This is a genomic window from Arthrobacter sp. Y3221160, assembly GCF_059092585.1.
Map to the genome: position 1 here is coordinate 2,613,323 of NZ_JBNHHU010000001.1, position 12,427 is coordinate 2,625,749.

Here is a 12,427-nt window from a genome sequence, read left to right on the forward strand (position 1 = left end):
GCCGCGTCGATGATCAACGGGCTCGGCGGCGGCAGCAACGTGGCCCGGACGCGCGGCAACCTCTAGAACACGATGGTGCTGTTGCCGTCGCGCAGCACCCGGTCCTCGCAGTGGGCCATCACCGCGCGGGACAGGACGCTGCGTTCCACGTCGGCGCCCAGCCGGGCGAGGTCCTCCGCGGAGTCGCTGTGCGAAACCCTGATGACGTCCTGGTCGATGATGGGCCCCTCATCCAGGTCTTCGGTGACGTAGTGGGCCGTGGCCCCGATGAGTTTGACGCCGCGTTCCTTGGCCTTGCGGTACGGTGCCGCGCCGATAAAGGCGGGGAGGAACGAGTGGTGGATGTTGATGACCGGGACGCCCACCTCCTCCAGGAAGCCGGGCGAGATGATTTGCATGTACCGGGCCAGGACCACCAGGTCCACGTTGCCCTTCAGCAGCTCCAGGTGGCGCCTCTCGGCCGCGGCCTTGTCCTCCTTGTCCACCGGCACGTGGAAGTAGGGGATCCCGAACTGGCGGACATCGGAGCTGAGGTCGGGATGGTTGGAGACGACCATGGCGATGTTCACCGGCAGCTCGCCCCGCCGCTGCCGCCAGAGCAAGTCCAGCACGCAGTGGTCGGACTTGGACACGAAGATCGCCACGCGTTTCTGCCGGCTGACTTCCACCAGCCGCCACGACAGGTCCGGGTCGCCGGACAGTTGCTGCTCCAGGCTGTGTGCCAACTGCTCCACCCGGGCCGTCAGGTGGGGCAGATGGAAAACGGTCCGTTGGAAAAACCGGCCGCCTTCGGGATTGGTCGAATGCTGATCCAGCGAGACGATGTTGGCGCCGGCCTCGGTCAGCAGGGTGGAAACGCTGGCGACGATGCCCGGCCGGTCGGTGCCCTGGACGATCAACCGCCCCTGGTCTTCTGTCGACGGCGCTCCTGCCGGGGGCTTCTGCGGGTAGGTAGTCATGGCGCACTGCCTTCCGATGGCTCGCAGTTTGTTGCGAATAATTTAGCAGGCCCGTGGCCCCGAGGCTCCTGGTGGGAAGGGACCGATGTTGCCCGTCCTTTGGCACGCACGGAAAGTGAAACCAGAATTGTTGACGATTCTGGTTCCCGGTGGTTGACTTCCCCTAGGACAACCACCCCGGGAGGACCCTTGAGCGACACCGAGCCGGCTTTGCTGGTGGTCAGCGCGCACGCGGGCGACTTCGTCTGGCGGGCCGGCGGCGCCATCGCCGCCGCGGCACAGCGCGGGGAACGCGCCGTCGTCGTGTGCCTGTCCTACGGCGAACGCGGCGAGTCCGCCAAGGCCTGGCGCGAGGGCAAGGAACTGGAAGAGATCAAGGCGATCCGCCGGCAGGAGGCGGAGAACGCCGCCGCGGCGCTCGGCGCCGAGGTCCGGTTCCTGGACGCCGGCGACTATCCGCTGGTGCCCACGCGGGACCTGGTGGATGAGCTGGTCAGGATCTACCGCGAGGTCAAGCCCACGGTGGTGCTGACCCATCCGCTGGCCGACCCCTACAACGGTGACCACCCGGCCGCGGCACGGATGGCGTTGGACGCGCGGGTGCTGGCGCAGGCCATCGGCTACGACGCCCCGGGCGATCCGCTGGGCGCCCCGCCGGTGTTCTTCTTCGAACCGCATCAGCCGGAGCAAAGCGACTTCAAGCCCAACGTCTTGCTCGACATCACGGCGGCCTTCCCGGCCAAGCGCACGGCGATGGAATGCCTGCCGGCGCAGCAGCACATGTGGGACTACTACACGGACCTGGCCACGCGCCGCGGCGTGCAGGTCAAGCGCAACGCGGGGCCCAACCTCGGCTTCCCCACGGACACCAAGGGCGAGGCGTACATGCGCTACTACCCGCAAGTGACCGGCACGCTGGCATGAAAAACGTCATCGTCACCAACCCGCGCCGCGCCGACCTGGCCGACGCCAACGCGCTCGCCGGCTTCGGCGTCGCCACGGTCCACGAGGCGATGGGCCGCACCGGCCTGGCCGGACCGCAGTTCCGGCCGATCCAGTCCGGCATCCGGGTGGCCGGCACCGCCGTCACGGTGCTTTGCTGGCCCGGCGACAACCTGATGGTCCACGCTGCCATTGAGCAGTGCCGCCCCGGGGACATCCTGGTGGTCACCACCACGTCCGAATGCACCGACGGCCTGTTCGGCGAGCTGTTCGCCACAGCCCTGCAGTACCGCGGCGTCCGCGGCGTGGTCACCAGCACCGGGGTGCGCGACGTGGCCGAACTGCAGGCGATGGGCTTTCCCGCCTGGTCCGCCGCCGTCCACGCCCAGGGCACGGTGAAGGCGAGCGCCGGGGCGGTCAACGTTCCCATCACCCTGGGAAGGGTCGCTGTCCGGCCCGGCGACGTGATCGTGGCCGACGACGACGGCGTGGTCTGCGTGCCGCGGCTGGAAGCACCGGCGGCGGTCGAGGCTTCGCAGGCGCGCCTGGACAAGGAGGAAAAGACCCGGTCCCGGTTCCAGGAGGGGACGCTGGGCCTGGACTACTACGGCTTGCGGCCGGTGCTGGAGAAGCTCGGCGTTCAGTACGTGGCGGCCGAAGACTATGACGGCTGAGCACGACGGCGATGCCCGGCCCCTGGACGCGGCCGCCGGCGCCCCTTCCGGAGCCGGCGGGGACTACGACTACGGCGTCCGCTGCATGCTGATGCGCGGCGGCACGTCCAAGGGCGTCTACTTCCTGGCCGCGGACCTGCCGGCTCACAGCGGCGACCGCGACGACCTGCTGCTGCGGATCATGGGCAGCCCGGACGCCCGCCAGATCGACGGCATCGGCGGGGCCCACCCGCTGACCAGCAAGGTGGCGGTCATCTCGCCGTCGGCCGGCGAAGAGACGGACGTGGACTACCTGTTCCTGCAGGTCGCCGTGGACGAGGCGACGGTCACGGACAGCCAGAACTGCGGCAACATCCTCGCCGGCGTCGGACCCTTCGCCGTCGAACGCGGCCTGCTTCCGGCGCAGGAAAGCACGACGGCGGTGCGCATCCGGATGGTGAATACAGACAGCAGGGCCACGGCCACCTTCCCGACGCCCGGCGGCCGGGTGGACTACCGCGGGGACGCGGCCATCGACGGGGTGCCCGGTACCGCCGCCCCGGTCACCCTGGACTTTGCCGACACCGCCGGCTCCTCCACCGGGGCGCTGCTGCCCACAGGTCGGGAGGCGGACGTGGCGGACGGCGTCGACGTTACCTGCGTGGACAACGGCATGCCGTCGGTCCTGCTGCGGGCGGGCGATGTCGGGGTCACCGGCTACGAGGACCCGGCCGAGCTGGAAGCCGACACCGCCCTGGCGGACCGGCTGGCCCGGATCCGGATTGAGGCGGCGAAGCTGATGGGCATGGGCGACGTGTCCGGCAAGACCGTGCCGAAGCTGGTGCTGCTCTCCGCGCCGCGCAACGGGGGCACGGTCAACACCCGCAGCTTCCTGCCTGTGCGCTGCCACACGTCCATCGGCGTGCTCGGTGCCACCACCGTGGCGGCCGGCATCCAACTGCAGAACGCCGTCGGACACGAACTGGCCCGGCTCCCCGCCGGCGGAAGGCCGCTCCGGCTCGAGCACCCCACCGGCTACCTGGACGTCGGCGCGGAACTGGCCGAGGGCCCCGCCGGCGTCACCACCACGTCCTCCACGGTGCTGCGGACGGCGCGGAAGCTGTTCGACGGCACCGTCTTTCCCCGAGACCGGGTGGCCCCGCAACCACGTGAAGGAGGACCATGACACCCCAGCACCGCGACATCGCCCACCTGGGCAACATCGAGCTGTTCACTGACAAGTTCGACGAGAGCTACTGGTTCTTCAACGACCTGCTGGCCATGCGGGAGGTCGCCCGCGCCGGAGACTCGGTTTTCCTGCGCACCTGGGACGACTACGAAAACTGGAGCATCAAGCTCACCCCGCGGCAGGCCTCCGGCGTCGGACTGGTCGCGCACCGGGCGGCCTCACCCGAGTCGCTGGACCGGCTGGTGGCTTCGATCCAGGAGTCCGGGCAGGGCGGACAGTGGCGGGACGGTGAATTCGGCGTCGGGCCGTCGTTCCACTTCACGGACCCGGACGGCCACCCGATGTCCGTCTACTACGAGACCGAGTGGTACCGGGCCACGGACGACAAGCCGGCCCTGAAGAACCAGGCGTCCCGCTTCCCCGGCCACGGGGTCAACGCCCGCCGGCTGGACCACATTAACTACCTGGCGGCCAACGTGGAGGAGAACGCGAAGTTTTCGGCCGACGTCCTGGGCCTGAAGGACAGCGAACTGATCCGGCTGGACAACGGACGCACCGCGGCCCATTGGTTCCGGTTCGGCCAGAAGTCCTATGACCTGGTTTACTCGGCCGACCACCTGGGCGCCTCCGGCCGCCTGCACCACATCGCCTTCGCCCCGGACACCCGTGAAGACATCCTCAAGGCCGCCGACATCTTCCTGGAGAACGGCATCCACATCGAGTCCGGTCCGCACAAGCACACCATCAACCAGACGTTCTTCCTCTACGTCTACGAGCCGGGCGGGAACCGCATCGAGTTCGCCAACGCCGGCGCGCGGCTCCTGCTGGCACCGGACTGGGAACCGGTGGTCTGGACCGAGACGGAACGGAAGAAGGGGCAGGCCTGGGGGATGCAGACCATCTCGACCTTCCATACCCACGGCACGCCGCCCGTCGAGGTGCCGGACGCGCACTGAGAACCACATGGGCTAGGTTATTGGCAACAACTTCGTCAGCACACTCTCTCAGCATGGAGCAGCCTCCCGTGAGCACCGCCAGCCAGATAGCAGCACCCCGCTCGACCGACTCGGCCGCCGTCGTCGCCGGGCTCAAACGGGCGATCGACCGGGGCGAACTCGTGCCCAACCAGCGGTTGGTGGAGGCGGATATCTGCGCCGAGTTCCATGCCAGCCGGGCCACCGTCCGGGCGGCGCTGGCGGAGCTGACGCTGGAGGGGCTGGTGGAGCGCATCCAGAACCGCGGCGCCCGGGTGCGCGCGGTCGCGGTGGAGGAAGCGGTGGAGATCACCGAGGTCCGTGCCGCCCTGGAAGCCATCTGCGCGGCCAAGGCCGCCGAACAGGTCACCGACGAGGACGTGCAGGAACTGCAGGCCCTGGGCGAGGCCATGAGCCGGGCCGTGGCCGCCGGCGAGCTGCTGCAGTATTCGGACCTGAACAAGACCCTGCACCGCCGGGTCGTCGAACTGAGCCGGCACGAAACGGCGGCCGCTCTGATCGCGCGCCTGCGCGGCCAGAGCGTCCGCTTCCAGTTCCGGCTGGCCATGCAGCCGGGGCGGCCGGCCGTCTCCCTGCCCGAGCACCTGGAGATTGTGGACGCTGTTTGCGCCAAGGACCCGGAACGGGCCGCCGCAGCCATGGATAAGCACCTCAAGAGCGTTGCCGATGCCATCACGCGGGCGGCCGAGGACCCCGGCCGCTAAAGAAGCCGGTTCCCCTGCCGCCCGCAACCGCACAGCATGCCTTCGGCCAATGGAGGCATGGAAGAGACGCCGGCCCCCGGCCGGCGGGGATAGGGGAATCATGAGTGCACAGAACCTGCAGGACGTCCTGGACCAGGCCGGCAATACCGTGGAGCTGCTGCGCAATTCGCAGATCGGCGCCTATGTCTATCCGGTGGTGGCACCGGAATTCACCAACTGGCGCAGCGAGGTCCGGGCCTGGCGGGAGACCGCCGTGCTGTACGACCAGTCCCACCACATGGACAACCTGTTCATCAAGGGCCCCGATGCGTTGAGACTGATTTCCGACACCGCGATCAACTCGGTGGCCACCTTCCCGGTGAACAGGGCCAAGCAATATGTCCCGACGACGCCCTCCGGGCACGTGATCGGAGACGGCATCCTCTTCCACGAGGCCGAGGACCAGTTCGTCTACGTGGGACGTTCCCCCGCGGCCAACTGGCTGCTCTTTCACGGGCAGACCGGCGGGTACGACGTGGAGCTGGAGGTGGACCGACGGTCGCCGTCGCGGCCAATGGGCAAGCCGGTGCAGCGCAGGTACTGGCGGTTCCAGATCCAGGGTCCGAACGCGTGGCAGGTCATCGAAAAGCTCAACGGCGGCACCGTGGAGCAGCTGAAATTCTTCAGTATGGACCACATGCAGGTGGCCGGGGCGCAGGTTCGCACGCTGCGCCACGGCATGGCCGGCGCCCCCGGGCTGGAGCTCTGGGGGCCCTACGAGTCCTACGAGCGCGTCCGCGAGTTCATCCTGGAGGCCGGCCGGGAGTTCGGCCTCCTGCCCGTCGGCGCCCGGGCCTACTCGTCCAACACCTTGGAATCGGGCTGGATTCCGTCCCCGCTGCCGGCCATCTACTCCGGGGAAGAGCTTCGTCCGTACCGGGAATGGCTGGGTGCGGACAGCTACGAAGCCGTCAACGCCGTGGCCGGCAGCTTCGTCTCCGACAACATCGAGGATTACTACCTGAACCCGTGGGAGCTGGGCTACGGCTCGTTCATCAAGTTCGACCACGACTTCATCGGCCGCGAGGCGCTGGAGAAGATCGACGGCCAGGCGCAGCGGAAGAAGGTCACGCTGGCCTGGAACGCCGAGGACATGACCAAAATCTTCGCCTCGCTGTTCGACACGGAGGGAACGCCCTACAAGTACTTCGACCTGCCCAACGCCAACTACGGCTCCTCGAACTATGATTCCATTGTCGACGCCGGCGGCACGAACGTGGGCCTGTCTCTGTTCACCGGTTACAGCGCCAACGAGCGGCGGGCGCTGTCGCTGGCCACGGTCAACCCCGACGTGGAGATCGGCACGGAGGTGAACGTGGTCTGGGGCGAGCCCGACGGCGGCACCCGCAAGACCACCGTGGAACCGCACCGGCAGCTGGAAGTCCGGGCCGTGGTCAGTCCAGCGCCCTACTCCGTGACCGCGCGCAAGGAATACCGCGGCGGCTGGCGGACCGCCCAGGCCGTCTGATCCGGGGACCGTCCCGCAGGCCGTCTGAACCGGGGGACCGTCCCGCAGGCGGGGCCGGCCCCGTTCCTCTGGTGCCTCCGCGTCGGGCGGACGAAGGGCCGCCCGCTGCCGCGGTCAGCCCGCCGCCGTCGTCGTGGTCAGTGGCCTGCAGCGGCCGCCGCCTCGTCCAGGTGGGCGATGGCGCGGGTGTCTTGGAACGCGCGGACGCCTTCGATGCCCTGTTCGCGGCCGAAGCCCGAGTGCTTCATGCCGCCGAACGGCGCACGGAGGTCCAGGCGGGTCGCGCCGTGGTCGTTGACCCAAACGTAGCCGCAGACCAGCTGCGAGCCGACGGCGTTGGCCTTTTCCGTGTCCGCGGTCCACACCGAGCCGCAGAGGCCGGCCCAGGTGTCGTTGGCCAGGGCCAACGCTTCCTCCTCGGTGTCGAAGGGGAGGATCGGGATGACCGGACCGAACTGCTCCTGCGTGACAACGCGCAGCTGCGGGTCCGGGTCGACCACCAACGCCGGCCGCAGGAAGTTGCCGCCCTGCAGCTCCGGGTCCGTCGGCAGTTCCCCGAATTCCCGGACGTCGGCCCCGGCGGCCTTCGCTTCGGCGATGAGTTCTTCGACGAAGGTCTTCTGCGCAGGCTGGTGCAGCGGGCCCATGGTGGTGCCCTCGTCCAGGCCGTAGCCGACGACGGCCTTGTCCAGCCGCTCGGACAGCCCGGCGACCAGTTCCTCCAGCCGGGAGCGGTGCACATAGATGCGCTTGGCGGCCATGCAGATCTGCCCGGTGGTGTCGAAGACCGCGGCATACAGCCGGTCCAGGTGCGTGTCGTCCAGGACGGCGTCCTCGAGGACCACCGCCGGGTCGTTGCCGCCGAGCTCCAAGGTGACCCGGGTCAGGCTCTTGGACGCCATCTCCATCATCTTCTTGCCGCCGCCCACGCTGCCGGTGAAGCAGACCTTCGCCACGTCGTCGTTCTGGATCAGCCCGCCCATCTCGCTGTCCTGGCCGGTGACAATATTCAGCACCCCCGGCGGCAGCTTTTCCGCCACGCGCTGCACTACCCGGGTGATTGCCAGCGGGGTGGTGGGCGGCGGCTTGACGATCGCGGTGTTGCCAGCCAGCAGGGCGTGCGGCAGCGAGGCGCCCAGGATGGCGATGGGCCAGTTGAACGGAACGATCACCGTGACCACGCCCAGCGGCTGGTACGCCACCGAGGTGGTCACCGGGATGCCCGGGGCCGGTTCGAGGACCTTGCCCTGGTCCACCTCGTCCGCGAGCGCCAGGGCGAGCTGGAAGCGGATCTCGAAGACCAGGGCGTCCACCCAGGCCTCCATGCGGATCTTGCCGTTTTCCTGCGACAGGATCGCCGCGTCCTCATCACGGAGATCGGCGATGCCTTCGATGGCCGCGCCGAGCTGGGCGGCGCGCTCCTTGGCGCCGAGCGCAGCCCACGCCGGGAAGGCGGACTTCGCCGCGGCGACGGCGTCGGCCACATCCTGCCGGGTGCCGGCCGCCGCGTAGCCCACCACTGAACCCGGCTTGCCGGGGTCCGCTACCGCGTATTTTTCGCCGGAGTCCCGGACTTCACCGCCGATATAGAGCCCGGTAGTGACCTGGCCGGTTTCGCCGGTAGTGCTTGCTACGTCAGTCATCTCGAAACACCTCTCTGTGTTTTGACCGTTCCGGCCCCATGCCGGAACTGCAGGAGCGACGTTCTTCAGCGTCGGCGCCCCCGGCCGGCTGAAGGCGACAACCTCAGAGCGTGGTGGGCGCCAGTTTCCCCTGCCTTCAGCTTTGCCTATCCGCGGGGGGAGTGCTAGGGGTTGGCACGCCCTATTTTCCGGCTGGCGCCGCCCGCTTTAGTAGCCGCGGTACGGGTTTTCGTTCGTGCCGCCGCTGCGGCCCTGGTCGTAGCCTTCCTGCCAGGCTTGGTGCACGGAGGCCACCAGCCCGGCGAGCAGTTCGTAGGAAGGGTGGTCCGGTCCGATGTACACCATCTCTTCTCCGGCCCGGTTCAGGATGCTGTGGATGTGCGTGCTCATCGTGGTCTTTCCTTTGCAGTTCCGGGTATCTGCCGGCTGGGGTGACGCCACCCGTGGTGTCCTAGCTATTCTTGGGGGATGAGTGCTCCAGCACAATCAACCCTCGCGTTTGATGGCCGCTTCGCCCGCGAGCTTGCGGAGCTGGCCGTCCCCTGGCGGGCGCAGGAGGTCCCCGACTCGCGCCTGCTGGTTCTGAACGAGCCGCTGGCCGCCGAGTTGGGAATCGAGCCGGCCGCCCTGCGCAGCCCCGACGGGCTGCAGCTGTTGACGGGCAACCGGATTCCCGGTGATGCCACTCCGGTGGCGCAGGCGTACGCCGGACACCAGTTCGGCTGGTACTCGCCCCGGCTCGGCGACGGGCGGGCGCTCCTGCTGGGCGAGCTGACCGATGCGGGCGGCCGGCTGCGCGACGTCCACCTCAAGGGTTCGGGGCCCACGCCATTCGCGCGGGGCGGTGACGGCCAGGCCGCGGTGGGCCCGATGCTCCGCGAATACGTGGTCAGCGAGGCCATGCATGCCCTGGGCATTCCCACCACGCGCTCCCTGGCCGTCGTGGCCACGGGGCTCCCGGTTTACCGTGACACCGAGTTGCCGGGAGCTGTTCTGGTGCGGGTGGCCGGCAGCCATCTGCGCGTGGGAAGTTTCCAGTACGCCCGGGCCACGGGTGACGTCGACCTCCTGCGCCGGCTCGCCGACCATGCCATTGCCCGCCACCACCCGGCGGCCGCCGAGGCCGAGCATCCCTATCTGGCGCTGTTTCGGGCGGTCATAGGCACCCAAGCCGCGCTGGTGGCGCAATGGATGCTCGTGGGATTCGTGCACGGGGTCATGAACACCGACAACATGACCATCTCCGGTGAAACCATCGACTACGGGCCCTGCGCCTTCATGGACGCCTTCGATCCGGCCTCCGTCTACAGTTCCATCGACGAGGGCGGACGTTACGCCTACGCCAACCAGCCGCTTGCCGCCGAATGGAACCTCGCCCGGCTCGCGGAGGCACTCCTGCCGCTCCTGCACGACGATCAAGAGCAGGCGGCCGCCCTCGCGTCGGAAGCCCTGGGCACCTTCAGGAGCGAGTACAGCGCCGCCTGGCTGGCCGGCGCGAGGACCAAGATCGGCCTGGACGACGGGGTCGATTCCGCGGCGGCCACCCCGCTCGTGAACGATCTCCTGGCCCTGCTCCAGGCGGGCAAGGTAGACCACACGGCGTTCTTCCGCAGCCTCGGCGCGGCCGCCCGGGGCCAAACAGAAGCGGCCCGCCGCCTGTTTACGGACTCCGCAGGGTTCGATGACTGGCTGGCACGATGGCGCCCGCTCCGGCCGGACGCGGGATTGATGGACCGGATCAACCCCGTCTACATTCCCCGCAACCACCTGGTCGAGGAGGCCCTCGACGCCGCCACGCACGGAGACTTGGGCCCGTTGACCCGCCTCCTGGACGCGGTGACCCGCCCCTACGACGAGCGCCCCGGTCTGGAGCGTTACGCAGCCGCTGCGCCGGAAGACTTCGGCGCGTACCGGACTTTCTGCGGGACGTGAGCGCCGCCGGCAAGACGCCGGCGGGACGGGGGCCGATGCCCGGCAACGCGGCGCCCGATGGCCGCGCCCGGCACCTAATTGTCGAAGGATATCGGCCACCGGTTTTTGGCGTCCTTGCGGGGCGAATCCGCCCTTTTGGCCGGTTTGGCGGGCGGCAGCCGAATGTAACCGCGGGGTCGGCTCTGTAATATGGGCGCAGACTACAGCGACCGCGACGGAAGGGTGATTCTTTGTTGAGAGCTATCAGCTACAACCTGCGGAAACACAGTGCGAGCGCGGAACTCGAGGACCTGACCGACCGCTACGACGTCGACGTGATGTGCCTGCAGGAAGCGGACACGGAGAAACTTCCGCACACGCTGGGACACCTGCGGTTGGCCAATTCGACCAAGGGAAACAGGCTGGGACTGGCCGTCTATTACGACGAGAACCGGTTCTCCGCCCTCGATACCAACACCTTCGAACTCAAGAAGTCGCTGCACGATTACGTGCTTGCACCCGCCCACGAGCGGCTGCTCGGGGTCAAGATGGTGGACAACGAGAGCAAACACGAAATCGTCGTCGGCGACTTTCACGCCGCGCCGCTGACGGCCACCAACTCCCTGCGCCGGCATCAGATCAAGGCCGGCCACGAAGCGCTGCTGGGCATGGGCGGCACCGGCGAGCAGATGACACTGATGGTGGGGGACTTCAACTACCCCTTCTTCACGAAAAACCTGATTGCGCACCTGAAGGAAACGGGCTACGAGCTCACCCTGAGCAACCGCCGCACCTACACGCGCTACAAGCTGTTCCGTGGCCACTTCGACTTCGCCACGTCCCTGGGCCTGGACATTCAAAGCGTGGAAACCCTGCCGCGCGGCCAGTCCGACCACCTGCCGATCCTGGTGACGGCGGAATACGTGGACGAGAACCGCGAGGCCCGCGCCAGCTGACGGGTTCGCCATATTCCGCCAACTGGCGGTCGGCTGAAGGTCTGACAGACGAGAACCAGCGGAAGTGCATGCGCCGAATGGCTGCCGCGGCGGCGGAGGCCCGCCCGCCCCTTGCCGTCGCCTTGGAATTGGAGGCGACCAGTGTTGCCAAAATCAGCAACGCCCCCGCTGTTTGACCGGGGGCGAGTTCCTGATAAAGGACCAGCCATCCGGTGGCGGTGGCGACGACGGGACTCAACAGTCCCAGTAGCGACACGCTAAACGCCGGCAGCAGCTGCAGCCCACGGAACCACAACGCGTAGGCCACAGCAGTTCCGATCACCGACAGGTAGATGTAGCCACCGATATTCGAACCGGTCAGCTGCGGCAGCGGGCCCTCCATGAGGAGGGCCAGCGGTGCCAGCAGCAAACCACCGGCCGTCAACTGCCAGCACGTAACGGCCAGAGCCGTATCCGGCTGCCCCCACTTCTTAGCCAGCACCAGGCCGGCGCCCATGGACAAGGTGCCGCCCAAGGCGGCCGCGACCCCCACCGCGTCGAGTCCGGCGTGTGATTGCAGCACTATCAGCGCGACGCCAAACAAGCCGACGGCCGCTGCAATGACCTTGGGGCCGGTCAGCCGCTCGCCGATCCAACGCGAGGCCAGGGCAGCCACCAGCAAAGGCTGCACGGCGCCAATGGTCGCCGCCACTCCGCCGGGCAACCGATGGGCGGCAACAAACAGCAGGGCGAAGAAAACGCCGATGTTCAGTGCGCCGAGCAGTGGGGCCTTCCACCACCAAGGGCCCTGCGGGAGCCGCCGGACAATCAACAGCAGGAGGAGCCCTGCAGGTAGCGCCCGCAGTGCCGCTGCCAGGAGCGGCTTGTCTGCAGGCAGCAGTTCGGTGGTGACCGCGTAGGTCGTTCCCCAGGTCAACGGGGCGAAGGCAGTGGCTGCCAGGAGGAGCCATCGATTGCTAAGCACTTAG

11 protein-coding genes and 1 pseudogene are annotated in these 12,427 nt (G+C 68.3%); 8 read left to right on the forward strand and 4 right to left on the reverse strand.

Annotated features, from left to right (window positions below; translation table 11 throughout):
• Positions 1-62: 62 nt before the first annotated feature.
• On the reverse strand, positions 63-959 hold the full coding sequence (gene purU, locus AC5RWG_RS12165; protein WP_494074266.1) for a formyltetrahydrofolate deformylase: 897 nt from the start codon (positions 957-959) through the stop codon (positions 63-65).
• A 189-nt stretch (positions 960-1,148) separates the two neighbouring features.
• On the opposite strand from purU, the gene AC5RWG_RS12170 reads away from it, so the two are divergent.
• The 6 genes from AC5RWG_RS12170 (at position 1,149) to ligM (ending at position 6,949) form a co-directional block, all read left to right on the forward strand.
• Positions 1,149-1,883, forward strand: coding sequence for a PIG-L deacetylase family protein (locus tag AC5RWG_RS12170; RefSeq protein ID WP_494013140.1), 735 nt, complete (start codon positions 1,149-1,151; stop codon positions 1,881-1,883).
• Positions 1,880-2,575, forward strand: a complete 696-nt coding sequence (locus tag AC5RWG_RS12175; RefSeq protein WP_494074265.1) for a 4-carboxy-4-hydroxy-2-oxoadipate aldolase/oxaloacetate decarboxylase — start codon at positions 1,880-1,882, stop codon at positions 2,573-2,575. Before AC5RWG_RS12170 ends, AC5RWG_RS12175 begins: the two co-directional genes overlap by 4 nt.
• Positions 2,565-3,740, forward strand: coding sequence for a 4-oxalomesaconate tautomerase (locus AC5RWG_RS12180; RefSeq protein ID WP_494167042.1), 1,176 nt, complete (start codon positions 2,565-2,567; stop codon positions 3,738-3,740). Before AC5RWG_RS12175 ends, AC5RWG_RS12180 begins: the two co-directional genes overlap by 11 nt.
• Positions 3,737-4,699, forward strand: coding sequence for a VOC family protein (locus tag AC5RWG_RS12185; protein WP_494074263.1), 963 nt, complete (start codon positions 3,737-3,739; stop codon positions 4,697-4,699). Before AC5RWG_RS12180 ends, AC5RWG_RS12185 begins: the two co-directional genes overlap by 4 nt.
• 53 nt (positions 4,700-4,752) lie before the next feature.
• Entirely contained in the window at positions 4,753-5,442 is a 690-nt protein-coding gene (locus AC5RWG_RS12190; RefSeq protein ID WP_494074262.1) for a GntR family transcriptional regulator, read from the forward strand.
• Positions 5,443-5,542: 100 nt separating this feature from the next.
• Complete coding sequence (ligM, locus tag AC5RWG_RS12195) at positions 5,543-6,949, forward strand: vanillate/3-O-methylgallate O-demethylase (protein ID WP_494048916.1); 1,407 nt, start codon at positions 5,543-5,545, stop codon at positions 6,947-6,949.
• A 137-nt stretch (positions 6,950-7,086) separates the two neighbouring features.
• Here ligM and AC5RWG_RS12200 read toward each other — a convergent pair whose 3' ends face one another.
• Positions 7,087-8,592: an aldehyde dehydrogenase family protein gene (locus AC5RWG_RS12200; protein WP_494074261.1), complete on the reverse strand. Its 1,506-nt coding sequence runs from the start codon at positions 8,590-8,592 to the stop codon at positions 7,087-7,089.
• Positions 8,593-8,799: 207 nt separating this feature from the next.
• Positions 8,800-8,982: a hypothetical protein gene (locus AC5RWG_RS12205; RefSeq protein ID WP_494048914.1), complete on the reverse strand. Its 183-nt coding sequence runs from the start codon at positions 8,980-8,982 to the stop codon at positions 8,800-8,802.
• A gap of 78 nt (positions 8,983-9,060) precedes the next feature.
• Between AC5RWG_RS12205 and AC5RWG_RS12210 the strand changes: the two genes are divergently transcribed.
• Together AC5RWG_RS12210 and AC5RWG_RS12215 are read left to right on the forward strand one after the other, a co-directional pair.
• Positions 9,061-10,524: a protein adenylyltransferase SelO gene (locus AC5RWG_RS12210; RefSeq protein ID WP_494074260.1), complete on the forward strand. Its 1,464-nt coding sequence runs from the start codon at positions 9,061-9,063 to the stop codon at positions 10,522-10,524.
• Between the two features lie 233 nt (positions 10,525-10,757).
• The gene (locus tag AC5RWG_RS12215) at positions 10,758-11,459 is read left to right on the forward strand and encodes an endonuclease/exonuclease/phosphatase family protein (protein WP_494025736.1); all 702 of its coding nucleotides are present in this window, start codon (positions 10,758-10,760) and stop codon (positions 11,457-11,459) included.
• A 148-nt stretch (positions 11,460-11,607) separates the two neighbouring features.
• Here AC5RWG_RS12215 and AC5RWG_RS12220 read toward each other — a convergent pair.
• A pseudogene (locus AC5RWG_RS12220) lies at positions 11,608-12,423 on the reverse strand (EamA family transporter); the annotation flags it as partial.
• Positions 12,424-12,427 lie beyond the last annotated feature (4 nt).